We start from the raw sequence: 25186 nt of genomic DNA, 5'->3' as shown, positions 1-25186 counted from the left end.
ACCGGCAACAAAAAAGGCCAGACGGATCATCGCTCTCGGGCGAGAAATCCGCCTACGTCAAAATTTTTCCGATAAGTATTACAGGCTCCGGCGAATCAATTCCACCGTTTTCTCGCTCAACGGCCTGTGCTCGTGGTCGAGCACGGTGCCGTCCAGTTCGGCCGCCATGAACACGGCCGTCTGCACGAAGTCGTCGAATACCGGCACCGCGTCTTCCAGCTCGCCGGGCTGCATGAAAAAGATAATGCCCGGGCAATAGAAGTCTTCCAGATCGTGCTCGGGGAAAGTGCCCGGAGGCTGCATGCTGGCGACGCCGAAATCCACCAGGCGTTTCGAGTCGAGCCGTTCGTAAATTTTTAGATTGCCGTATTCGAGGCCGGCGAGGTCGAACGCATGGGCGAGGTCGAGACCGTTAAAACCTTCGTCCTGATTCGCGATGACGCTGAACTGAATGATGCTGGGCGCGGGAAAGCGCGGCTCCGGCTCGTCATAGTCTTCAGAATCCTCAGCTTCCGGATTCGCCTCAGCGTCCGGCTCTTCGGTCTCCGGCTCATGGTAGCGGCCCGTTTTGCCGGATGAAACCGCTGCGGACGCGACTGCCATCCTGTCGTCGTCCTCTTCCAACGTGCCGGGAAAGTCCTCGTCATCAATGGCCTTTCTCGGGGCAACCCCGGACTTCGGCGGCGTTTCGTCTTCGAAATCGTCCTCCAGGCTGTCCCGGTATTTCTTGCTTTTGACGAATGCCCATGCCAGCATCCCGGTAATGATGATCAAACCGGTTGCAATGATCACAATTCTCAATAATTCTTTATCCATCAGGTTTCCGCCAGACTGACTGCTTCTTCTAAATCGACCGCGACCATCCGGGAGACTCCCGGTTCTTTCATCGTGACACCGGCCAACTGGTGCGCGATCTCCATCGTGGCCTTGTTATGCGAAATATATAAAAACTGCACCGAGGACGACATTTCCTCGACCATTTTGGAAAAGCGGCCGACATTCGCATCGTCCAGCGGCGCATCGACCTCGTCGAGCAGACAGAAAGGCGCCGGATTCAGATCGAAAATCGAAAACACCAGCGCGACCGCGGTCAGCGCCTTTTCGCCGCCGGACAAGAGATGGATCGAGCTGTTGCGCTTGCCGGGCGGCCGCGCGATGATGTTCACGCCCGATTCGAGCAGATCCTCTTCGCTGAGTTCCAGGTAGGCCTGGCCGCCGCCGAACAATTTCGGAAATTTTTCCTGCAGGCCGCCGTTTATTTTATCGAAAGTTTCCTTGAACCGCAGCCGGCTTTCCTTGTCGATTTTGCTGATCGCCAATTCCAGGGTCTGCAGCGCTTCCGTCAGGTCGGCATGCTGCGCATTCAGGAAATTCATTCGTTCGGTCTGCGCCTTGAACTCTTCGATCGCGGTCAGATTGATCGCGCCGAGGCGTTCGATCTGCCGGGCCAGTTCGTCGACTTTTTGCTTCCAGGCCGACTCCTCGGCGCCTTCCCGCAACTGCTTCAGCACTTCATCCGCATCGGCTTCGATCTCGGTCAGCTGTTCGTTGACGGTTTGCTGGCGCACCCGGCTTTCCTGCAGTTCGTAGCGAATCTTGTCGAGCGCTTCCTTACGTTTTTCGAGTGCGTTTTGCAGTCGCACCTGTTCCTGCGAGAACCGCGAAATATCGGCTTCGACCTGTTCCTGTAATGCGCGCTGCGTTTTCAGTTGCTTGTCGAGCCGTTCGCGGTCGAGCGTCAGTTCCTGCAACTGCTGTTTTTCTTCGTCGATCGGCTTCAAGGTATCCTGCAGTTTTGCCTCCAGCTCGGCCTTTCGGTCGAACAGTTGCCGACACTGCAATTCCAGGCGTTCGATCTGTTTCGCGGTATGATTTTCGGAGGCCAGCAGCGACTCGATCTGGGTTTTCAGCGCGAAAACTTTTTGCCGGGCGTCATGCACCCTCTGTTCGGCCGATTTTTGCTGGCCGGAGAGATCCTGGCTCGCGCTTTCGAGTTGATGTTTTTGCTGCGCCTGTTTTTCGAGCGTCTGTTCGGCCTCCTGCATCAACTGGACCGACTCGGCGATCAGCTCGGCATTCTCGGCGATATGCGCGTCGATCTCTTCCAGCTCGCGGCGCAGCTGAGCGATCCGGCGCTGCTGCTGTTCGAAACGCGCAGTTTTGGCGCTATGCTCGGCGCTGCGCAGGGTCAGCCGGCTTTGCAGCGTTTTATCTTCCTGCTGCAGCGTGTCGCGGCTGCGCTCGGCGGTCTTCAGATCGTCCTCGGCGGTTTCGAGGCGCTCCTCGAAAGCGGCGATTTCGGCCTGTAATTCTTCCTGTCGCTGCTTCAGCTGGCGCAGTTCCCGTTCGCGCTGCAGGACGCCGGCCTTGCTGTCCTGCGCGCGGATGATCCGGATCCAGCCCGGCCCGAACCAGGCGCCGTCCGGCGTGATCACCGATTCGTAGGGCTTCAGCGACAAGGCCAAATGTCTGGCCGACGCCGTATCTTCGGCACAATGAATGCCGGCAAGAATCGCGTTCAAATCCCAAGATGCTTTGACCTTGGCCGTCAGAAGTTCGCCGTTCTGCAACGCTTCGGAGTTGACCCGGAAACCGGTTTCGAACAAGGCGAGCGAATCGCCCTGCAAGCGGGGCAATTCCGCCACCACCGGCTGGGCATCCTCGACACAGATCGCTTCCAGATAGCCGCCCAGCACCGTTTCGACCGCGGTTTCCCAGCCCGGCTGCACGTCCAGGCATTCGGCCAGCCGCCGGCTGCCGCCGAGCTGCATGGCGTTCAGCCACTCGTTCAGTTTCTTGTTGTCCTTGCCCATCGCATGCTGCTGAAGCAGTTCCAGGGAAGTGATCTTGCCCCGGATGCCGTGCAGTTCGGCGCGCTGTTTGTGCAACGTGTCGTGCAGGCTTTTGATCTCGTCCCGGCGGTCGCGGCTCAGCCGTTGCGCGGCCTCGATCTTTTCGTGCAGCTCGGCCCGGTCCGTTTCGAGCAGATCGATTTCCTCGGCCAGCGCCTCGATTTCGTCTTCCAGTTCGCTGCCGGACAATTCGTCGCGCTCGGCCTGCAATTGATCGCGGCGGGCCTGCAATTGCCGATTCTGGTTCTGCAACTGCCGGGATTTGACCCGTTCGACCTCGGCCTGTTCCTGATAGCGCGCGCTTTCGGTCCGGTAGACTTCCCACTCGGCCTGCCAGTCGCTCTGCTTCTGCTGTACGCCCTGCTGCCATTGCAGGCTTTCTTCCTGACGCTGTTCGGCGATCTGTAAAGCCTCTTCCGCGGTCAGTTTCGCCTGCTTCAGGGTTTCGAGCTGCTCCCGGTCCGTATCGATCTCGCCCTGCGCCTGTTCGGCCTGACGCGTTACCCGGTCGATCTCGGTCTCGGTTTCGCGATGGGATTGTTCGTTATGGCGGATCGCCTGCTCCAGGCTGCCGACCTCCGCCACCACGCTGTAATAATCACCCTGCGCCTTATTCAGATTGTGCTGCTGGTTTTTATGATCGCCGCGCTTGCTTTCGAGCGCGCTTTCCAACGCGCGCAATTCAACGAAGACCCGATTATGCTCGTGCGCCGCTTCCTGCATCGCCGACTCCAGCGCGGCCGCGGCCGCTTGGTATGATTGCCAGCGCATCGCCAGCAATTCGAGTTTGAACTGGCGTTCCTGCTTTTTCAGTTCGGTGTATTTCTCGGCTTTCTCGGCCTGTTTTTGCAGGTGCTTCAGCTGTTTTTCGACTTCGTCGCGAAGATCCTGCAGGCGCTCCAGATTTTCGCGGGTATTCTGCATCCGGGATTCGGTCTCCTGGCGCCTTTCCTTGTATTTGGAAATGCCCGCCGCTTCTTCGATATGCAGACGCAGATCTTCCGGTTTCGCTTCGACGACCCGCGAAATGGTGCCCTGTTCGATGATCGCATAACTGCGCGCTCCGAGGCCGGTGCCCAGAAAAATGTCGGTGATGTCCTTGCGCCGGCATTTCGAGCCGTTCAGCGTGAACTGCGACTGGCCGTCGCGGCTGACCTGGCGCTTGATCGAAATGGTCGAGTAATTGGCATATTCGCCGCCCAGTTTGCCTTCCGTATTGTCGAAGATCAGTTCGACCGAGGCAGTGCCGATCGGTTTGCGGGTCGCAGAACCGTTGAAAATCACGTCGGCCATGTTCCCGCCGCGCAGGTGTTTGGCCGAACTTTCGCCCATCACCCAGCGCACGGCGTCGATGATGTTCGATTTGCCGCAACCGTTCGGGCCGACGATGGCGGTCAGATTGCCGGTGATCGGAATCGTCGTCGGGTCCACAAACGACTTGAAACCCGCCAGTTTGATTTTTTCCAGTCTCATTACGGAAAGAAGAAATGCTACGCGAACAAAATAAGCGCGTATTATCGATGATAATGCGGCGAGCGGCGACTGTTTTCAGCGCCGCGCGCCGCATCGGAACGCCAAGCTAAAAACCGGCGGCCTTGTCGCGCGCCGCCTTGGCGCCGGAGGAATCTTTCTGCAATTCGCGCGCGCGGGCGATCAGCAGCCAGCTGTGCTTCTTCAGATATCGGTCGCCGCCGGCCAGAAGCGCGGCTTTTTTCGCCAGCTCCTCGGCCTGTTTCGGTTTGGACTGCTGCAATCGTAACAGTGCCAGCTTGTAATAGAGGCCGGCATTGTTCGGCTCGATGTTGCGGGCGCGCTCGATCGTGGCTATCGCGGAATCCAGGTTCCCCGACCGGCTGCTCTGATTGGCGGCCGTCACCAGCGCGCCGACGGCCGGCGAAGACGAAGCGGACGGTTCTATCGGCTGAAAAGGGATAGGAGCCGGAACGAACGCTTCCGGCGCCGGGACATTGACTGCGGGGCCCGGAGACACCGGCGGCGCTTCGACACCGCCCGTCACGGCCGGGACATCCGCCTCCGGCAACGGCGGCAGCATTCCGTCCGTCCCGCCGGTCATCGGCGTCGGCTCGATAGGAGTCACCTGCTGATTGAATTCCGGAATCGGTGTCGTTGTCACGGTAGGTTCGGGAATCTGAGCCGGAGCCGGCGGCTGCACCACAGGCGCGCGCGGCTGTCGGTAGACCGGCGCGGGCCCCGCATGGATCGGAGCGGGATACTGCTGTTCGTAAAGTCCCGCACAGCCCGATAAAAGCCCGGACAGCACGAAAAGTATAATGAAATGTTTTTGCATCATTGATTTCTCATCTAGCGCGGAGTAAGGGCGGAAAAAATATGCCGCCCATAAAATCCAGGCCACTTTTTTCGGCGCAGTCAGGAAACTTTCTGCCCGTAATAATTGATCTTCTGCAATCGATTCAGATTCGCGCGCCGGGAATCGAGCTTCAACCGTTTGAAAATCGCCCGGACCTCCATAGCCCGGATTTCCTCCAGGGTGCCGAATCTTAACTTAAATAGGTTCTTTTTCCTACCTTCGGGGAAAAAGCGCATGATCCGGTCGACCTCTTCATCGATAACCCTTCGTGCCCGCAGCAAGTCTTCAGCCACATCCTCGGGAAAATCAAACGGATGATCGGGGTCGACGGCGACGGGAACCGTCTCCGGCTGCTTCGGCCGGCCGGCATTTTCAGGGTTCAGTATCCCGCGCAGGCGACGGCTTTTGGCCGGGTCGACAAGCGGAGGGCTTTCGCTGACTTCCGCATAAGGGGGTCCCAAGACTTTTCGTTTTGTTTCTGCGGGCATGAAGAACCGGCGGGAATGAATAAAAGGCAGACTTTATCCCGACTCGTTAGCAAATGACAAGCCTTCTACCGGCTTGACACCGGTTCGTCAAGGCAAACGGACCCGGCCGGGCGCTTGTGCCGGGTTTGGAGCCGGAATCTGAGGGGAATCGACGACCTGCCGGAAGCTATAAAGCCATCCTGGACAATCGTCAGACTGAAAGGAAGAAAGAACGTTTGAAAATAATAGGCCGCCTCTAATCCTCAATAATTTCGAGATCAGTTCAGGCGGCCTAAATACTTAATAATTAATGATTAAGCGGGTTGAGACAGAGATTTACTGCTCGTCGTCCGGGTGTGGAGCGAAAACCCATTTTACCAGGGCATACACCGCGCCAACCACCACCAGCAAACCAACAATGCCAGCAGGCGTTTTCAAAGTCTCAGTCAAATCTAAGATGAACCCCATATTAGTCCTACCTATAATTGTAAATATTTTTTAGAAATTGCCAGATTAGTAGCAAGGAATGCACATGATACTTTAGGCTCCATTAAAGTCAAGGATTAATGACGGATAAACGGCCCGGCCCCGGCCTGCGGCATTCTTTTTACCGCGTCAGTATGTCCTCGGATAGCGAGTGTGGTATAGTTTAAATTCTGTGTAATAGATTCGGACTGAGGGGATAGATTCATGCGCCACTATTTATTATCATCGGTAGCCTTGCTGGCGTCTTTCACGGCAAACGCCGATGTGCAGTTGAAGGATGACAGCGATATTCGAGGCAAATGGAATTTGTATGCGGAAGCGGCAAAGCTGGACGGCGAAAAGAAGAACGTCGATATCGTCTGGGATTTTGCGGACAACGGCATCCTGCATACGATTGCGACCGACTCGCTCGGCCGTACCAATGAGATGAGAATCGAAGTAAAATACATAGTCGAGGATGGAGTACTGAAAAAAGAAGTGTCGCCGGGACGCGGCAAATTCGAGACCTGCAAAGCCGTCGAAAAGACCGCCGACAGCATGGTGCTCAAATGTTCTTTCAATTACTTCTTCCTGAAAAAATAATAATTAAGAAAATAATAAAGGTGTAACTATGATAGGTGGAATTTTAATGGTGTTGGCCGTCATCTGGATTTATCAGTCGGCTAACAAAGCAAAAGTCAGCAATCCTTTAATGTGGGTCGCGATCGCGGCCGGCGTGTTCTTTGTCGTGCAAATGCTCTTGGTGCAGGCAAACGTCTTTATCCTGGAAGCGGTCCGGGGCAGCGAGTCCAGCGGCGATTACGAAAGAGACCTGCTCAGTGTCGGCGACAGAAAAAACCAGGGCGGCTTTCAGGGCGTGGGCGGTTATCTGCTGTCGGTCTTTTTCGAACTGATGCCTCCGCTTGCCGGCGTGCTCGCAGTGGCCTTCGTGCGGCTCAAGTTCGTTACGAAAGAATCCTTTTCGATCCACAACCTGTTTAGCGGTATCAAGGAAATGTTTACCAGCATTTCGCAAAGCTTCAAAACTCCCGAATAAAACACCACAAGGCCCCGCCCGCCTCGCTAAAAAGCTCAAGCAATGCTTGAGCTTTTTAGTTTGCGGCGGGGTCCCGGATTCCTTGATAGCGGTCAACCGGTAACCATCCGTACCAGGAAAATGATCGCGGAAACAAAAACGACCGTAAAGATCAGCCCCGCTATCAGATAGGCCGGCAACGAGCCTTGCATAAAATCTTTTTGCCTGTTTTTTTCGCTTTGCACCCCCATTGCGGCGGACAAAACACTTTTTATGACATCGACGATCGACGGTTTGGACATTCGTACCTCCTTTAAAAAAATTCGAATAATAGTGTAGTCATTCGGCCCTACCAACCGCAATTTTTCGACGACCGGCCCGACCTTTTACCTTTTGCCCATGGACAAGACCCCCGATTTAAAACAGCTCCTTTCCCAGAAAATCCTATTCCTCGACGGCGCGATGGGTACCATGATCCAAAGCTACAAGCTGGAGGAAAAAGACTACCGGGGCGCGCGTTTCGCCGACTGGGACATCGACCTGAAAGGCAACAACGATCTTCTGTCGCTGACCCAGCCCGCGATCATCAAAGCCATCCACTGCGCCTACCTGGAAGCCGGTGCGGACATCATCGAAACCAACACCTTCAACTCGACCCGGGTCGCGATGGCCGACTACCGGATGGAAGCTTTGGTTTACGAAATCAATGTCGAATCGGCGCGTCTCGCCCGCCAGGCCTGCGACGACTATACACAGCTTACGCCGGACAAGCCACGCTTCGTCGCCGGCGTGCTGGGACCGACCAACCGGACCGCCTCGATGTCGCCCGACGTAAACGATCCCGGCTTCCGTAACATTTCGTTCGACGAACTGGTCGAGGCCTACACCGAAGCCACCCGGGGCCTGATCGACGGCGGCGCCGACATCATCCTGATCGAAACGGTGTTCGACACGCTGAACGCGAAAGCCGCCGCCTTCGCGGTCGACGCCTACTTCGAACGGATCGGCCACAAGCTGCCGGTGATGATTTCCGGCACGATCACCGATGCCTCGGGCAGGACTTTATCGGGCCAGACCGTGGCCGCGTTCTGGCATTCCCTGAAACATATCGAACCGATCTCGTTCGGCTTCAACTGCGCGCTCGGCGCAAAGGAATTAAGGCAGCACATCGACGAACTGTCGACGATCGCGGATACCCATGTCTCCGCGCATCCGAACGCGGGCCTGCCGAACGAATTCGGCGAATACGACGAATCGCCGGAAATGATGGCGCAGGAAATCGCCGACTGGGCAAAGCAGGGCTTTCTGAACATCATCGGCGGCTGCTGCGGCACGACGCCTGCGCACATCAAGGCGATCGTCGAGGCGGTTTCGCCCTACCCGCCCCGAGCCATTCCCGACATCCCCAAAGCCTGCCGATTGTCCGGCCTCGAAGCGACGGCGATCGGCCCGGACAGCCTGTTCGTGAACGTCGGCGAGCGGACCAATGTCACAGGCTCAGCGGTCTTCAAACGGCTGATCGTGGCCGGCGATTACGAGGCCGCGCTCGACGTCGCCCGCCAGCAGGTCGAAAACGGCGCGCAGGTAATCGACATCAACATGGACGAAGGCATGCTCGAATCGAAAGAAGCGATGGTGCGTTTCCTGATGTTGCTCGCGGCCGAACCCGACATCGCGAAAGTGCCGATCATGCTCGATTCGTCGAAATGGGAAATTCTCGAAGCCGGGCTCAAGTGCATCCAGGGCAAAGGCATCGTCAATTCGATTTCGCTGAAAGAAGGCGAAGCGAAATTCATCGAACACGCGAAACTGGTCCGGCGCTACGGAGCGGCAGTGATCGTGATGGCGTTCGACGAAGTCGGCCAGGCCGACACACAAGCCCGCAAGGTCGAAATCTGCACCCGCGCCTACCGCATTCTGACCGAACAGCTCGGTTTTCCGCCCGAAGACATTATTTTCGATCCGAACATTTTTGCGATCGCGACCGGCATCGAAGAGCACAATAACTACGGGCTCGATTTCATCGAAGCGACCCATGAAATCAAGGCGACCCTGCCGCATGCGCTGATTTCCGGCGGCGTCTCGAACGTTTCGTTCTCGTTCCGCGGCAATAATCCGGTCCGCGAAGCGATCCATGCGGTGTTTCTCTATCACGCGATCCAGGCCGGCATGGACATGGGCATCGTGAACGCGGGCCAGTTGGCGATCTACGAAGACATTCCGGCCGAATTGCGCGAGGCGGTCGAAGACGTCGTGCTGAACCGGCATCCGCACGCGACCGAAAAACTGCTCGAAATCGCCGAACGCTACCGCGGCGACGGCTCAAGCGGCGCCGTCAAGCCCGAAGAGCTGGAATGGCGCAGTTGGCCGGTCAACAAACGGCTCGAACATGCGCTGGTGAAAGGCATCGCCGATTTCATCGACGAGGACACCGAAGCAGCCCGCCTGCAAGCCGACAAGCCGCTCCATGTGATCGAAGGCCCGTTGATGGACGGCATGAACGTGGTCGGCGACCTGTTCGGGGCCGGCAAGATGTTCCTGCCGCAGGTCGTCAAGTCCGCGCGGGTGATGAAAAAGGCGGTCGCCTATCTGATGCCGTTCATGGAAGACGATCAGGCCGAAGAACGCCAAAGCAACGGCAAGATTCTGATGGCGACAGTCAAAGGCGACGTGCACGATATCGGCAAGAATATCGTCGGCGTGGTGCTGCAGTGCAACAACTACGAGGTGATCGACCTCGGCGTGATGGTGCCGGCCGAAACGATCCTGCAGACCGCGCGCAAGGAAAAGGTCGACATCATCGGTCTCAGCGGCCTGATCACGCCATCGCTGGACGAAATGGTGCACCTCGCCAAAGAAATGCAGCGCCAGGGCTTTACGATTCCGCTGCTGATCGGCGGCGCCACCACCTCGCGCGCGCATACCGCGGTCAAGATCGAACCGAATTACGAAGGCGCGACCGTCTATGTACCGGACGCCTCGCGCGGCGTCGGCGTCGCGGGCAGCCTGCTCAGCGCCGACCTGAAAGCCGGCTATACCGAAGCGGTGCGCGCCGAATACCGGGAAGTTCGAGAGCGCCATAAAGGCAAAGAGGCGAAGACCCAGCAGCATCCGATCGAAGCCGCCCGCCGGAACCGAGCCGCGTGGAACGGCCATATCCCGATCAAACCCTCGTTTCTCGGCATCCGGGCCATCGACCGCTTCCCGCTGGAAACCCTGGTCTGGTATATTGACTGGTCGCCGTTCTTCCAGACCTGGGAACTGGCCGGGCGCTATCCGAAAATCCTGGACGACAGCGTGGTCGGCCTTGAAGCGCGCAAACTGTTCGACGATGCGCAAGTGATGCTGCACAAAATCATCAACGAAGCATGGCTGACCGCCCGCGCGGTGATCGGCTTTTTCCCGGCCAACAGCGACGGCGACGACGTGATCGTGTACGCAGACGAATCGCGCGCCAAAGTCCGCGCCGTGCTGCACCATCTGCGTCAGCAAAACGTGAAGGCGCCGGGCCGGCCGAACTATTGCCTGTCCGACTTCATCGCGCCGAAAGAGCAAGGCATCGCCGATTACATCGGCGCGTTCGCGGTGACCGCCGGCGTCGGCATCGAAGCGAAACTGGCCGAATTCGAACGCGATCACGACGACTACAGCGCCATCATGCTGAAGGCGCTGGCCGACCGTCTGGCAGAAGCTTTGGCCGAATACATGCACCAAGCGGTCCGAACCGATTACTGGGGTTATGCGAAGGACGAAAAACTCAGCAACGAACAATTGATCGAGGAAGCCTACCGCGGCATTCGTCCCGCCCCCGGCTACCCGGCCTGCCCGGACCATACCGAAAAGGCCAGGCTGTTCGAGCTCTTGAACGTCACCGAGAGTACCGGCATCACCCTGACCGAAAGTTACGCGATGTATCCCGCCGCGGCAGTCAGCGGCTGGTATTTCGCGCATCCGGAAGCACAGTATTTCAACGTCGGCAAAATCAACCGGGACCAACTGCAGGACTATGCCAAACGCAAAGGCATTGCCGAAGAAGTCGCCGAACGTTGGCTGTCGGCGCATCTGAATCATTGAAAGCACTGGTTCAAAGTTCAGAGAGCAAGGTTCAAAGCTCCCGATTTCTTGCACCCTAGACCTTGAACCCTGAGCCCATCCCATGTCATTAAAAGAAAAAATCGAACACTCCCTCGAACGCATCCTGTACGGCAGCCGCTGGATCCTGGCGCCGGTCTATGTCGGGATGAGCCTGGTCGTCGCCGCGCTGTTCATCAAATTCTTCCAGGAACTCTATCATTTCCTGCCACACCTCCTGGAGATGAACGAAACCGACCTGATCCTGAAAGTGCTGGCCCTGATCGACCTGACCATGGTCGGCAGCCTGATCGTAATCGTGATGTTCAGCGGTTACGAAAACTTCGTTTCCCGTCTGGATATCGCCGAAGACGCCGAAAAACTCGACTGGCTCGGCACCCACGACTACGGCTCCCTGAAGATGAAGATCGCCTCGACCATCGTCGCGATTTCGTCGATCCATCTGTTGAAAATCTTCATGAAGATCGAAGACACCCATAACGATAAAATCCTCTGGTACGTGGCCGTGCATCTGACGCTGGTCGTTTCGGCCCTGCTGATGAGCGTCCAGGACAAGATGAGCAAACACTGATGCGCTTCTTATTGCTCGGCACCGAAGGCTGCCACCTCTGCGAAGAAGCCGGGGAAATCGTCGCGGCGTGCGCACCGCATTTCCCGGTCGAATCGGTCGACATCGCCGAACATCCGGAATGGCAGCCCGATTATGCGCTGAAAATCCCGGTTCTGCTGGAACCGGCAAGCCGCCGCGCGCTCTGCTGGCCGTTCGACCTGCCGCAGGCAGCCCATTTTCTGCAACAGTTCGGTGAAGCGGTTTCGCGTTAAAGCCGGACGGACGGCTACCCTCCATGCGGCTCGCCTGGAACGCCGCCCATCGGCGTCCAGCGGCGATTTTTCGGTGACTCGTTGAACGATAAAAACACCGGGCCGGCTTTTGTGTATAATTCCTTTCCTTAACCCTCGTTTACCCCCAAATCCCTTTTGCGATGCGGGCACGGGATGCGCCGCATCGAATCATTCGCTAACCCTTTCAAATTGACTCAATGGATATCAATAAATTAAGAAACGTCGCGATCATCGCGCACGTCGATCACGGCAAAACTACGCTGGTCGATAAACTGCTGCAGCAATCCGGCACGTTTGCCGCGCACGCGAAAGTCGCCGAGCGGGTCATGGACTCGAACGACCTGGAAAAAGAACGTGGTATTACCATTCTGGCCAAGAACACCGCGCTGGACTGGAACGGTTACCATATCAACATCGTCGATACGCCGGGCCACGCCGATTTCGGCGGCGAGGTCGAGCGGGTACTGTCGATGGTCGACTCGGTGCTGCTGCTGGTCGACGCGGTCGACGGCCCGATGCCGCAGACTCGCTTCGTGACCCAGAAAGCGTTTGCGCTGGGCCTGAGACCAATCGTCGTAATCAACAAAATCGACCGCCCCGGCGCACGCCCGGACTGGGTCGTCGATCAGACGTTCGACCTGTTCGACCGCCTCGGCGCGACCGACGAACAGCTCGATTTCCCGATCGTCTATGCTTCCGCACTGAACGGTTTTGCCGGCCTGGAACCGACCGTCACCGGCGGCGACATGACGCCGCTGTTCGAAACGATTGTAACGCACGTCAGCCCGCCGGACGTCGATCCCGACGGCCCGTTCCAGATGCAGGTGTCGAGCCTCGACTACAACACCTACGTCGGCGTGATCGGGATCGGCCGGATTCAGCGCGGCGCCGTCAAGACCAACATGCAGCTGACCATCGTCAGCCGCGAAGGCGAAGAGCGCAAGGGCCGCATCCTGCAGGTGTTCGGTTTCCACGGCCTGGAGCGGGTCGAAGTGCCGGAAGCGAATGCCGGCGACATCATCGCGTTTACCGGTATCGAAAAACTTGAAATCTCGGATACGCTTTGTCATCCCGATGCAATCGAGGCCATGGCCCCGCTGACCGTCGACGAGCCGACCGTTACGATGACATTTCAGGTCAACAATTCGCCGTTTGCGGGCAAGGAAGGCAAGTTCCTGACTTCCCGGCAGATCCGCGAGCGCCTGGAAAAGGAATTGCAGCACAACGTGGCGTTGCGCGTCGAGGACACCGGCGATCCGGACAAATTCAAGGTTTCGGGCCGCGGCGAGCTGCATTTGTCGGTATTGATCGAAAACATGCGCCGGGAAGGCTTCGAACTCGGCGTTTCGCGCCCGGAAGTGATCCTGAAGGAAGTCGACGGCGAAAAACATGAGCCTTTCGAAATGGTCACGATCGAAGTCGAGGAAACTCACCAGGGATCGATCATGGAAAAACTCGGCGAGCGCAAGGGCGACTTGTTGAATATGGTGCCGGACGGCAAAGGCCGGGTGCGCCTGGAATATAGGGTGCCCTCGCGCGGCCTGATCGGCTTCCAGACCGAATTCATGACCTCGACTTCGGGTTCCGGACTGTTCTACCATGTGTTCGATCATTACGGGCCGATGAAAAAAGGCGAGCTAGGCGCCCGAAAACGCGGCGTGCTGATCTCGATGACTCAGGGCAAGGCGCTGGCTTATGCGCTGTTTGCGTTGCAGGAACGCGGCGAGCTATTTCTGGTGCATGCCGATGAAGTCTATGAAGGCATGCTGGTCGGCATCCATTCGCGCGCAAACGATCTGGTCGTGAACCCCTGTAAAGCCAAGCAGTTGACCAACATCCGCGCAGCCGGCACCGACGAGAACCTGATTCTGGTACCAATTCAGAAAATGACGCTCGAACAGGCGCTCGAATTCATCGACGAAGACGAATTGGTCGAAGTCACGCCGAAATCGATTCGGCTGCGCAAGAAACTGCTGCTCGAACACGAACGGAAACGGGCCGCAAAAAGTTAACTACTTAATAGCAGGGGCTGGGCTTCAAGCCCAGTCCCGAATGTCCGCCGTCTGCACAACCCCCGCTGTGATTCTCTTTATATATGGCCCACGGCCCTACACCGCATGCCGCTCGTCAATGCAAGAAAAAACGCCGTCCCGATAACCCCCAATGCCGTTAAGTTTAGCTCCAAGGCGTTGCAAAGCTGGCTTTGCAAATGACGTAACTTTTTTAACGGATCAGGTGAGGTGAATATCCTTCTCGAACGTCTTCTAGTTAAATGAGCCGATAGAGTCGGCAATCTAGTGATTACCGGATGTTCAGCCCATCGAATTTTCCCACCCTGAGGACGATCATGTATTTCCTTCCCCCAGCGCGACTGATCTGGCGAGCTCACCTTTGGCTCTCACTGTTATTCCTTCCCTGCCTGGCGTCTGCCGATCCGGGCCTACCCTACGAGCAACTGCCCGGCCAGCTGCAATGGGAACAGAACGACCGCACGCGCGTACCGCAGGTCGAGTTCCAGTCGGAACCGCTGTCCGGCGCAACGCTGCTGAAAGAAACCGACTACCGCGGCGAAGGCCAGTTTCCGTTGGTTTTTACCCGCATCCGCGCTTCACCGCAGTTTTTAATGACGGAAAACTGCGATTCTCTCGCCGGAATGAGGGGTTGGATACACAGTTATTCGAGTTGCTTGATCGATCATCTAAACTACGATGGTCCTTCAAGCAACCGTACGCTCACCGTCTGTACATTGGGTGTGTGCACGATGTTCGAGGAAACCTTAAAGCCGCGCTCGAAGGACGTGCGCGACACCTTGGTGGCGAACGGCGTGATCAACGGCACGAGTTATCGCTGGGTCTATACCCATTTCCAATCCGGCATCCGCGAAGCCTACAACGGCCTCGGTAATCTGGTAGCCCGCTTCGACCGGTCCGGCATCGAGCACCGGGTGGTTTACCAATCAATAAACGGCTTCAACCGGATCAGCACGGTAACCCACGTGCCGAGCGGGCGCGTCTTGCGTTTCCAATATAACCAAGGTTGGCTGGTTTCGATGACCGATCCGGCTGGTCAAATCTATGCTTACAACTTCAGTAACAACTCGAATACGGTGACCTTTCCGGCGGCGACGGCGGGGGCTATGCCGTTAGTCAGGCACTATACCCAAGGAACTTTAACTTTAAGGGCATGTTACGACGCAGGCGGTATCGAAAATATCCGCAACGCTTATACCTATTTGCATACGGTATCGGAAGGCGAACGTACCTTGTTGGATACGACCTTCAATTGGCCATGCAGTACGAATTTCCCCACTTATTCGCGCATCGAGCAGGCCGGGCACAATGCTAAAAACCGAGTCCAACAGCGTAGTATTCTAACGGAAAAGCTGACCGAACAGTTTGCCGACAGCGATACCGCCGACTACCGGTCACTGGTCTACAATCGAACTTTTACTCAAACGAACGCTACCGATATAAGAAGCCCGATTTACCGTCCAAAAGGTGTCAGCCTGCGGTGCGCCGATTGCGACGGCGATTTTAAAACCGCTACCTATAACGCCAAAGGCGACCTGTTGAGCCGCACCGATTATCTGGGCCGGGTCACCACGTTCACCCGCGACCCTCGCGGCCTGCCGCTGACCGAAATGGAAGCCGCCGGCACCCCGGAAGCGCGCGCCACCACCCGCACCTGGGACAGCCGCTTTCCGCTCAAAACCGCGGAAGTGCGCGGCGCGGTGGCCAAAGACTGGCGCTACAACGACCGCGGCCACTTGATCAAGGAAATCGTCCGGCCGGCCACGGAAACCCTGGCCTACGACAGTTGCCGCACCGGCTCCACGACCTGCCACCAGACCGTGTATAGCCACACTTACGATCCCACGACTCAAGTCATCGTGCGGACGGTCAAAACCGGCCCGCGTCCGGAAAACGGCAGCACCGTCACCGACTACCGAAATAACGGCGACCTGTGGAAAACCACCGACGCCCTGGGGCGTGTCGGGGAAGTGGTCGGCGTCGATGCGCACGGCCATGTCACCGATCAGGTCGACATCACCGGCGTGCATACGGTCACGACTTACAATGCCCTGGGCCAGCCGTTGTCGGTCGCGGTCGGTGAGGACGTGACCCGCTACGCCTACGCCACGGACGGCCGCCTGCAAACGCTGACCCGCCCCGACGGCAGTCAATTGAACTACACCTACACGCCGGCCGGCTCGGTAAAAACAGTCAGCCTGAGCGCGAACGGCCGCACCGATACGGTGGCGTATCAACGCGACAGCCGCGGCAAGATTCTGCAGACGCTCGCCAGCCAAACCGGGCAGGCGGCGCAGCGTTGGGAACAAGGTTTCGATGAGCGGGGCCGTTTGATCTCGGAACGCGACGGCTCCGGCAGTTGGTCTTCCGTGTCGGTCTATAATGACAACAACCTCGAAACCCGCACCTGTTTGAGCCTGGAAATCTGCGACTTGACCGGCTATACGGCCCTGGATCAAATCAACGAAAAAACGCGGGCGCCGATGGCGGACGACCATTCGCTCGCCCTTTCCATTCCGTTGTTCGATCTCTGGTACGACCCGGCCGGCCGGGTCAACCGGGTGGTCGATCCGAACGGCGTCGAAACCCGCTTGAGCCACACCGAGCTGGACCGCCACGACCGCGAGGACTCGGCCGACTTCGGCCTCCGCCAGGCCGACTTCGATCTGGCCGGCAATGAAACCTACCGCGAGGACCCGGACGGCTACGCCAGCGATAAAACCTACGACCCGCTGGATCGGCTGCAACGCGCCGCGTACAGCGATAACGGCGTGCTGGCACAGACCTGGGACGTGCCGACGTTGGCCGGCGAACCGGCCGCCTCTGCGCTTGGCCGCCTGACCGGACGCAGCCGGCTGAATGCCGCCGCCGAAGGGAACCTCACCGTCAACGAGGCGTTCCGTTATAATGCCCGCGGCGACGTGACCGGCTACCGACAATCCTTGAGCGGCCGCCCGGATTTGACCTTCACCACTGCCTACACCGCCGGCGCCGACGCCGCCGGCAAGCCGACGCGGATCGACTATCCGGGCGGCTTGACAATAACTTACCGCTACGGCACCGACGGCCGCGCCACCGAGGTCCTCGCCACGCTCGGCGCGACGACCTTGACGCTGGCCACCGACATCCGCTGGCAGCCGTTGATCCATCGCTTGTCTCGACTGACTTTCGGCAACGGCCTGACCTATACCCGCGAACGCGATGCCGGCGGCCGGCTGTCTGCTGTCACGTTAACGCAGGGCGCCTCGGCCTTGTACCGCTTCCCGGTCGGCTACGATGCCCGCAACCGCGTCACCGTCTACGGCCCTACCACTTTCGCCTACGACGACCTCGACCATTTGGCCGAACACCGCGACACGACACGCACCCTGCTGCGCCACGACGCCAACGGCAACCTGGAGCAAGTTCAACAGTTGAACGCGAGCGGTGTGCCGCTTGCCAACAATCATTTGGTCTACATCGGCAACCGCCTGATCCAGGAAACGCAAATGCCCGCCCCGGCCGAAGGCGGCCTGGACGGCTCCAACGGCCCGTACCGCTACGACCTATCCGGCTACGTGACCGGCCACGGCAAAGCCGTGCAATTCGGCTACGACGCGGCGCGTAACCTGACCCGCTACACGCGCAATGGCCTGACCACCCGCTACGTCTACGACGGCCACCGCCGCCGTGCGCTCAAGCTCGCCAGCGGCAGCGAGACGCGCTATGTCTACGACGGCCAGGATCACCTCCTCTACGAACTGGCCGCCAACGGCAGCCGCTGCAACTACGTCTGGCTCGGCGACATCCCGCTGGCGGTGATCGACCAGAACGCCGCCGGCGCGCTGACCGCCGCCTATGCGATCGAAACCGACTTCGCCAATACCCCGCGCTACCTACGCTCCGCCTTGCCGAACGTCAACCTGAGCCAACCGGTCTGGGCCTGGCCGCTGGCCCCCTATGGCAATGCCCCGGCGCAGCAAGATCCGGACAATAACGGCAGTCAAGTCGTCTTCAACCTGCGCTACCCCGGCCAGTACTACGATGCCGAGTCGGGCCTGCATTACAACCACACCCGCTATTTCTCGCCCCGCACCGGCCGCTATCTGCAACCGGACCTCATCAAGCTGGAGGGCGGAGTCAATGTGTACACCTATGCCAATGGCAATCCGGTACACTATACCGATCCGACCGGGACGTTCGGTGTAGTCGGTGCCTTTTTTGGCGGACTTTTCGACTTCAGCTTTCAGATGCTGAGCAATGGCTTTGATATTGGCGCCGTGAGTTGGGGCGAAGTGGGTGCTTCGGCGGCTTTGGGGGGAGTCGGCGGTGTGGGAGTCGGTACGCTTGGGAAGATGAAGAAGGTTGTTGATAAGGCGGGGGATGTTACAAAGAGCGCAGCGGATATTACGAGACGACCTTCAAGCTTCAGAAAACAAACAGTACAAGATGCATGGGATAATGCTACAACTGGATCGAAGCCTGGGTCAAAAGCATGTCCTACATGTAGCAAAGATGTGGAAGTTGCACCAACTCAGGGACGCAGAGATTGGGATGTTGATCATCAGCCAAAATGGAGTGAGAGGAGCTTGAGTGGCATGGACAGAAAGCAGGTCCTAGACGAATATAACAAAGATGTAAGGTTACGATGCCCAAGCTGTAACCGTTCTGACAACTGAGGAGCAAGCCAAATCATGAACATTATTGACCATGCTGAAATATTTCTTGGAAAAGTTTCACAAGGTTGGAAGGAAAATCTTTCTTCTGATGGCTTGCAAGTAGTGTGTTTCGAGGATAGCCCATTTAAATCTGTAGATACCTTTTTCACAGTGGGTTTAAGTCACCACGAGTTAAGGATATCTGATGAAAAAAAAGTCCGTCAGGAGTTGGTTTTCCCTCTATCAGGATCAGACACGAGCACGGCTGAAAATATGGTCTCACTCTTGCTCTTTATTTGTGAGCTGATCCTAAAGGATCACAACGCTCTTCTTCGAGGACAGGTAATACGACTTCCAGTAGATGCAGCTAAGAAACTCGGATTTGATGCGGTGTATTGTACAATTCCTGTATTTATGGGTGATGCTTTTGCAACCTTTAGCGGGTCAGAACCGCCGACAGTCGTTGTTTGGTCTATTCCCATTTACACTAGTGAAGCGAATTATGTTAATGCAAATGGTTGGAACAAATTCGAAGATTTATTGGAAGAAAAAGACCCCGATTTATTTTCTTTAGAGCGTGAACCAATAATTTGATGTTACAACCCGTAAGATACTCTGTTCAAACCCGTAACCCGTAACCCGTAAGGCGGAACCGGCTTTGCCGGGTTCCGCCATTCGGAACGACCACGATGCCGAACGAGCCCTGTAGCGCCACGACGCCAACGGCAACCTGGAGCAAGTTCAACAGTTGAACGCGAACGGCGTGCCGCTTGCCAACAATCATTTGGTCTACACCGGCAACCGCCTGACCCAGGAAACGCAAACGCCCGCCCCGGCCGAAGGCGGCCTGGACGGCTCCAACGGCCCGTACCGCTACGACCTATCCGGCTACGTGACCGGCCACGGCAATGCCGTGCAATTCGGCTACGACGCGGCGCGTAACCTGACCCGCTGCACGCGCAATGGCCTGACCACCCGCTACGTCTACGACGGCCACCGCCGCCGCGTGCTCAAGCTTACGAATGGCAGCGAGACGCGTTCCATCTACGACGACCAGGATCATCCGCTCTACGAACTGGCCGCCGACGGCAGCCGCCGGAACTACGTCTGGCTCGGCGACATCCCGCTGGCGGTGATCGATCAGAATGCCGCCGGCGCGCTGACCGCCGCCTACGCGATCGAAACCGACTTCGCCAATACCCCGCGCTACCTGCGCCCCGCCTTGCCGAACGCCAACCTGAGCCAGCCGGTCTGGGCTTGGCCGCTGGCCCCCTATGGCAACGCCCCGGCACAGCCAGATCCGGACCATGACGGCAGCCAAGTCGTCTTCAATCTGCGTTACCCCGGCCAATATTACGATGCCGAGTCGGGATTGCATTACAACCATACCCGCTATTTCTCGCCAAGAACCGGAAGATACTTGCAGCCCGACCTCATCAAACTGGAGGGCGGGGTCAATGTGTATACCTATGCCAATGGCAATCCGGTACACTTTACCGATCCGACCGGGACCGTTTGGGATTTTGTGGATATCGGCTTTTTTGCGCAGAGTCTGTTTAACTTTATCCAACAGCCGGGCTTGGACAACGCCATTAACTTGGGGCTTGACGGGGTTGGGTTGTTACCTGGGGTACCGGCGTTAGGGACACTTAGGCAGGTGGGCCAGGCGGCGGATAAAGTGATGGATGGGGTAAAAGGGGTTAAGCCACCTAACCTTAGTCCTTCAGGCGCTGGCCGTAATGGGGCTTTCCGAGAAGCGAAAAGACAGTCTGGCGTACCGGTCAATCAACAACCCAGTCGTGTTACTCCAAATGTCGACAAGAGGGGAAATACTCAACCAGGGAAAATCTATGAGTTTGATAGTCCTACCTCTGGCGGAGGTATGAAAACTATAAGGATTAGGGATGACTCCGGTGGGCATAATTTCGGAGCAGGCAATTTACAAAATCGTGGGCCACATTTTAATGATGAAATAGGTAATCATTATGACTACTGAGATTAAAACTACTATTACAATGAATATCTCTGTAAAAAACGAAGTATTCAACCTAAATAAATCAAACATCCCTGAAAATTGCACCTTGGCAGCTATTTCTTGGTTTCTTAGTGGTGAATCTATCAGTACGTTACAGTTGAAGATTTTGAATATTATTATTAATTTAATTACTGAGAAGCTAACAAAATATAATGTTTGGTTATTTATAGGTAACTCTACATGGCAACCTGATACAAGAGTTGTTCGTTATCGAAAACTCTGGAATGCATTAAAAGCAAGAGGTGTCGAAATTCCCCATTTCGGTGAAACTTTTGAACAGATGCAAGAAAGCGCTCAAGGACTAAAGTTTTTTGGAGCTAAGCTAATTTCAGAATTAAGTACTACTAGTGTTATCCAAGCTATTCATGAAGAACGTTGCGCTTATATATTGGCCTTACCTAAAGATATTAGTATTGACCAGGCACTCGACAAAGGATGGCAAGTAAATAATATCTTTGATAGAGAGCTTTTAAAATTTATTGCAAAGAGTAATGGAATAATTTTAAAGGCTGTTGGGGAGTTTGATGACTATGAAGCGGGTTTTGTTGGTATTGCTAAGCCGGAATTGATTGTGAAGCTTATAACCCGGTAACCCGGTAAGGCGGATTCGCCGATAGGCAATCCGTCATGGCTTTGAACCCGTAAGGCGGAACCGGCTTTGCCGGGTTCCGCCATTCGGAACGACCACGATGCCGAACGAGCCCTGTAGCCCTGTAGGTCGGGCAACCGCTTTATCGTTGCCCGACGCCCATGTGGCGATCATGCTTCGGAATATTGCTCGGGCCTGAAGCCTGCCACCTTTCAAGGCATTGGAAATGTCGGGCACAAAAAGCATGTGCCCGACCTACACGACTTTACCGGTCCGACCGGGACATCCTGGGACATCGGAGACTTCTTTTCGACGTTTTCTTCGATATTTTCCAGCTTTACGTCTCAGTTTATCAGCTTCTCTGATACCGGTAATGTATCTACGCCTGAAGTTGGAAAGGCAGATTTAGTTAAGGGAGTTGTTAATGCGGTAAAAAATGCATTGAACTCACGTCAAGCTAGACGGGAAACAATGAGGCAAGAAAAAATCCCAACTAGCCAACAACCGATTTCTCAATCTAAAAATCAATCCGGTCGAGAGTACAAGTATGAGGTTCCGAAGAAAGGAGGAGGGATAGAAACAAAGTCAGTTCAACAACAAACATTGGATAGAAGCCATCCAGGTGAAAAACATTGGGAGGCCGGATCGATTAAAGTTGACGGTGATGGAAATATACAAACAAATAAATACGGTTTTCCAAAACTGGAAAATAATAAATCGAAGGTAGATTATGAATGATTCAATAGAGAGAAAACAAAAAATTGCTTATAAAGTTAATCTTAAAGATCATTTAACAGAACTAAGCTACTTTAGTCAAAAGCCTGTGACAGAAGCATCTTTGTTATCTATAGAAGAAACAAAAAAAATAATGAATATAAAAATTAGCGATCAAGCGGTAACTACCCGCTTTACTATTCCATTCAAAGATAAAAACCTTCCAAGATTTGCCTTATTTATCGATTTATTGTACAAACAAAATCCAGGCCCTATGTTTATTTGGACTAAATTTTCTGAAATTTGCGGATGTATCAAAATCAACTCAATTAAAGAATTTAATTTTGAATTTCCTTTCTCTGCGAGCTCTCACGGCATTGTTACTCTCATCACTAAAGATATCACCGATAAAATGGTACTTGATTACTACTTAGATGAAGAGGATAAAGAAATGCTAGAGGTTAGCTTAATAGGGAATAATTGGTCGGCAATTCGTTATTAACCCGTAACCCGTAACCCGTAAGGCGGAACCGGCTTTGCCGGGTTCCGCCATTCGGAACGACCACGATGCCGAACGAGCCCTGTAGGTCGGGCAACCGCTTTATCGTTGCCCGACGCCCATGTGGCGATCATGCTTCGGAATATTGCTCGGGCCTGAAGCCTGCCACCTTTCAAGGCATTGGAAATGTCGGGCACAAAAAGCACGTGCCCGACCTACACGACTAAAAGACCTTAATTTAACGAAGAATACGGAAAAGGTCAGCCCTGTAGGTCGGGCAACTGCTTTATCGTTGCCCGACATCCATGTGGCGATCATACTTCAGAATATTGCACGGGCCAGAAACCCTGTCACCTTTCAAGGCATTGGAAATGTCGGGCACAAAAAGCACGTGCCCGACCTACACGACTATGGTACGTGTCTGAAACCCTGCCACCTTTCAAGGCCTTGGAAATGTCGGGCACAAAAAGCGCGTGCCCGACCTACAGGGCTTTTTTAACGGACCAGCTGAGGTAAATGTCCCTCTCGAACGTCTTCTAGTTAAATACGTATTAAGAGCTAAAGGCTGTTACGCTGTGAAAACAGCCTAATAAAATCCCCCTGCTCCGCTTTTTTCAAAGGGAGGAAAGCGGCATTGTCAAAGGGGCGAGGGTATGAGCCGCTTCAACAATGGCCAAAACGACATCCCTCCTTTGAAAAGAGAGAGCGAGCATGCTGGCGGACATCTTCTCCTTTGAAAAAGCTGTCTCTTGATTACAACTCAGCAAGCGCAGATTTGCTGAGTTGTAATCAAGAGACAAGCGAGAGGGGGGAGCAAGGGGTGCGACCTATTATCGACCCAAAATATGGCTGTTAAAACCTTATTGGACGAGGCTATTCCAGCGAGCCGTGATATGAAAAAACAAACAATATAATTAGAGTTTGCTCAGTAAATCAGCCATAGGCCTGTACCAGCCGAACGGCTGATTGAAACGGAGCACGCCGGGTTAAAAGTATTGGTTTCCAGGCCTGTGCAACTGCCTTGATCAAACCCGCAAGGCTGCATTTCCTGAGGCCAAAAAAGATCCTTTGCAGGATCAACAGGTTCATGACCAGGAAGATGGTGTTGATCCAGGCAAAAGAGGTATTGGCGCGCTTGGCCCGGATGTCGTTGAGGCGGTAACCTCTCTTGCCTTGGCCGAATTTGCCCTCGATGGGAATGCGTTGCAAATAGTCTTGCCGACGCTGCGCCTTGGCTTGTTTGAGCTGTTCGCGATTGGCGTCGGTGACTTGCTTGGGGCGGCCGAGCGGCTTGCCGGCGAAGTGGATGCCGCGTTGCTTCAAGTAGCCGCGGTTGGCGCGCGTGCCATAGAGCGGATCGGCGATCACCCGCTCCGGATAGTGGCCGTACCGCTCGCGGTAAGCCTCAACCTGGGTAGGCAGGTCCAAGCCTTCATGAAAGGCATCCCACCGCAGGTGGTCGACATGGGCCAAGCCGTCGCCGGTTAGACTGACGCTGAGTTTGGCGCCAAACTCGACCGGCTTGTCCTGTTTGCCGCGCACTATCGGCCGCACATAGGGCTGACTGATACTGACGATACGCTGGTCGCAGCGGTGGGTCTGGTTGCAATACATCTCCGATTGCTGCTGGTACACGTGCTGGATCACCCAGTAACGATGCAGCCCTGTAGGTCGGGCAACCGCTTTATCGTTGCCCGACGCCCATGTGGCGATCATGCTTCGGAATATTGCTCGGGCCTGAAGCCCTGCCACCTTTCAAGGCATTGGAAATGTCGGGCACAAAAAGCACGTGCCCGACCTACACGACTATAAGGATCAGGGATGACTCTGGTGGGCATAATTTCGGAGCAGGCAATATACAAAATCGTGGGCCACATTTTAATGATGAAATAGGTAATCATTATGACTACTGAGATTAAAACTACTATTACAATGAATATCTCTGTAAAAAATTAAGTATTCAATCTAAATAAATAAAACATCCCTGAAAATTGCACCTTGGCAGCTATTTCTTGGTTTCTTAGTGGTGAATTTATCAGTACGTTACAGTTGAGGATTTTAAATATTACTATTAATTTAATTACTTATAAGCTAACAAAAAAAGTAAGGCGTAACCGGCTTTGCTGGGTTCCGCCACTCGGAACGACCACGATGCCGAACGAGCCCTGCAACTTTGATGCGATGCTCCAAACTTTATTTTATCTGTCGGCCTAGGGTTGGCGGATCGCCTGCCGGCATATCAAGCGACCCGGCATTCCAAGCTCATTCGGCGGAACCCGGCAAAACCGGTTCCGCCTTTAATAAAATGGAGACTTGACATGTCTATAACAGGTCGGGCAACCGCTTTAGCGTTGCCCGATGTCCATATGGCGATCCTACTTCGGAATATTGCGAGGATCTGAAACCCTGTCACCTTTCAAGGTCTTGGAAATGTCGGGCACAAAAAGCGCGTGCCCGACCTACACGACTGACCATCGGGAAGCGCATCGTTCGTGATCGGCCCATGTGCCGCAAGAAGGCGCCTCTCTGGCGAACGATGCGCTTCACTTCGTTCAGCACATCCTACTGCCTTCCAGGTAAAATGGTGGCAGTTTCCTG

At 55.5% G+C, this 25186-nt stretch carries 18 protein-coding genes and 2 pseudogenes; 14 read left to right on the top strand and 6 right to left on the bottom strand.

Features of this window, described 5'->3' with window-relative positions:
* Positions 1-78: 78 nt before the first annotated feature.
* The 4 genes from CC94_RS0116450 to CC94_RS0116435 form a co-directional block, all read right to left on the bottom strand.
* On the bottom strand, positions 79-816 hold the full coding sequence (locus CC94_RS0116450; RefSeq protein WP_031431588.1) for a cell division protein ZipA C-terminal FtsZ-binding domain-containing protein: 738 nt from the start codon (positions 814-816) through the stop codon (positions 79-81).
* A complete protein-coding gene (gene smc / locus CC94_RS0116445) occupies positions 816-4325 on the bottom strand; it encodes a chromosome segregation protein SMC (RefSeq protein ID WP_005371615.1) in 3510 nt (1169 codons plus the stop codon). Before smc ends, CC94_RS0116450 begins: the two co-directional genes overlap by 1 nt.
* A gap of 106 nt (positions 4326-4431) precedes the next feature.
* Positions 4432-5163: a tetratricopeptide repeat protein gene (locus CC94_RS22500; RefSeq protein WP_005371613.1), complete on the bottom strand. Its 732-nt coding sequence runs from the start codon at positions 5161-5163 to the stop codon at positions 4432-4434.
* Between the two features lie 77 nt (positions 5164-5240).
* Positions 5241-5642: a hypothetical protein gene (locus tag CC94_RS0116435; RefSeq protein ID WP_031431586.1), complete on the bottom strand. Its 402-nt coding sequence runs from the start codon at positions 5640-5642 to the stop codon at positions 5241-5243.
* 696 nt (positions 5643-6338) lie between these two features.
* On the opposite strand from CC94_RS0116435, the gene CC94_RS0116425 reads away from it, so the two are divergent.
* On the top strand, positions 6339-6716 hold the full coding sequence (locus CC94_RS0116425) for a hypothetical protein (protein WP_005371605.1): 378 nt from the start codon (positions 6339-6341) through the stop codon (positions 6714-6716).
* 28 nt (positions 6717-6744) lie between these two features.
* Entirely contained in the window at positions 6745-7170 is a 426-nt protein-coding gene (locus CC94_RS0116420; RefSeq protein ID WP_005371603.1) for a hypothetical protein, read from the top strand.
* A 92-nt stretch (positions 7171-7262) separates the two neighbouring features.
* On the opposite strand, the gene CC94_RS0116415 is transcribed toward CC94_RS0116420, so the two are convergent.
* Positions 7263-7451, bottom strand: a complete 189-nt coding sequence (locus tag CC94_RS0116415) for a DUF2970 domain-containing protein (RefSeq protein WP_005371601.1) — start codon at positions 7449-7451, stop codon at positions 7263-7265.
* Between the two features lie 97 nt (positions 7452-7548).
* On the opposite strand from CC94_RS0116415, the gene metH reads away from it, so the two are divergent.
* The 11 genes and pseudogenes from metH to CC94_RS21720 all read left to right on the top strand — a co-directional run bounded on the left by metH (position 7549) and on the right by CC94_RS21720 (position 22591).
* On the top strand, positions 7549-11223 hold the full coding sequence (metH, locus tag CC94_RS0116410) for a methionine synthase (RefSeq protein WP_005371599.1): 3675 nt from the start codon (positions 7549-7551) through the stop codon (positions 11221-11223).
* 82 nt (positions 11224-11305) lie between these two features.
* On the top strand, positions 11306-11812 hold the full coding sequence (locus CC94_RS0116405) for a TIGR00645 family protein (protein WP_005371598.1): 507 nt from the start codon (positions 11306-11308) through the stop codon (positions 11810-11812).
* A complete protein-coding gene (locus CC94_RS0116400; protein WP_005371596.1) occupies positions 11812-12063 on the top strand; it encodes a glutaredoxin family protein in 252 nt (83 codons plus the stop codon). Before CC94_RS0116405 ends, CC94_RS0116400 begins: the two co-directional genes overlap by 1 nt.
* Before the next feature lie 218 nt (positions 12064-12281).
* Positions 12282-14096 (top strand): translational GTPase TypA, encoded by a 1815-nt coding sequence (typA, locus tag CC94_RS0116395; protein ID WP_005371595.1) that lies wholly within the window; start codon positions 12282-12284, stop codon positions 14094-14096.
* A 335-nt stretch (positions 14097-14431) separates the two neighbouring features.
* Positions 14432-18772 (top strand): RHS repeat-associated core domain-containing protein, encoded by a 4341-nt coding sequence (locus CC94_RS0116390; RefSeq protein WP_031431584.1) that lies wholly within the window; start codon positions 14432-14434, stop codon positions 18770-18772.
* A 15-nt stretch (positions 18773-18787) separates the two neighbouring features.
* Positions 18788-19345: a suppressor of fused domain protein gene (locus CC94_RS0116385; RefSeq protein WP_005371593.1), complete on the top strand. Its 558-nt coding sequence runs from the start codon at positions 18788-18790 to the stop codon at positions 19343-19345.
* 133 nt (positions 19346-19478) lie between these two features.
* Positions 19479-20249: pseudogene (locus CC94_RS25625) on the top strand (RHS repeat-associated core domain-containing protein); the annotation flags it as partial.
* Positions 20250-20432: 183 nt separating this feature from the next.
* Positions 20433-20747 carry an HNH/endonuclease VII fold putative polymorphic toxin gene (locus CC94_RS25620; RefSeq protein WP_483819027.1) on the top strand — a complete coding sequence of 105 codons (315 nt, stop codon included), beginning with the start codon at positions 20433-20435 and terminating at the stop codon, positions 20745-20747.
* Positions 20737-21378, top strand: coding sequence for a hypothetical protein (locus tag CC94_RS21725; RefSeq protein ID WP_005371592.1), 642 nt, complete (start codon positions 20737-20739; stop codon positions 21376-21378). The genes CC94_RS25620 and CC94_RS21725 overlap by 11 nt, the downstream gene beginning before the upstream one ends.
* Before the next feature lie 243 nt (positions 21379-21621).
* Complete coding sequence (locus CC94_RS24365) at positions 21622-22113, top strand: hypothetical protein (RefSeq protein ID WP_213069487.1); 492 nt, start codon at positions 21622-21624, stop codon at positions 22111-22113.
* A complete protein-coding gene (locus CC94_RS21720) occupies positions 22106-22591 on the top strand; it encodes a hypothetical protein (protein ID WP_005371591.1) in 486 nt (161 codons plus the stop codon). Before CC94_RS24365 ends, CC94_RS21720 begins: the two co-directional genes overlap by 8 nt.
* Positions 22592-23653: 1062 nt before the next feature.
* Here the strand turns inward: CC94_RS21720 and CC94_RS0116365 are convergent.
* Positions 23654-24244, bottom strand: a pseudogene (locus CC94_RS0116365) (transposase); the annotation flags it as partial.
* 47 nt (positions 24245-24291) lie between these two features.
* Between CC94_RS0116365 and CC94_RS25550 the strand changes: the two are divergent.
* Positions 24292-24501 carry an HNH/endonuclease VII fold putative polymorphic toxin gene (locus tag CC94_RS25550; protein WP_157203455.1) on the top strand — a complete coding sequence of 70 codons (210 nt, stop codon included), beginning with the start codon at positions 24292-24294 and terminating at the stop codon, positions 24499-24501.
* Positions 24502-25186 lie beyond the last annotated feature (685 nt).

It is taken from the genome of Methylomicrobium agile (assembly GCF_000733855.1).
Lineage (GTDB): Bacteria > Pseudomonadota > Gammaproteobacteria > Methylococcales > Methylomonadaceae > Methylomicrobium > Methylomicrobium agile.
Note: the sequence above shows the minus strand (reverse complement) of the source record. Positions and strands in the feature narration are given on the sequence as shown.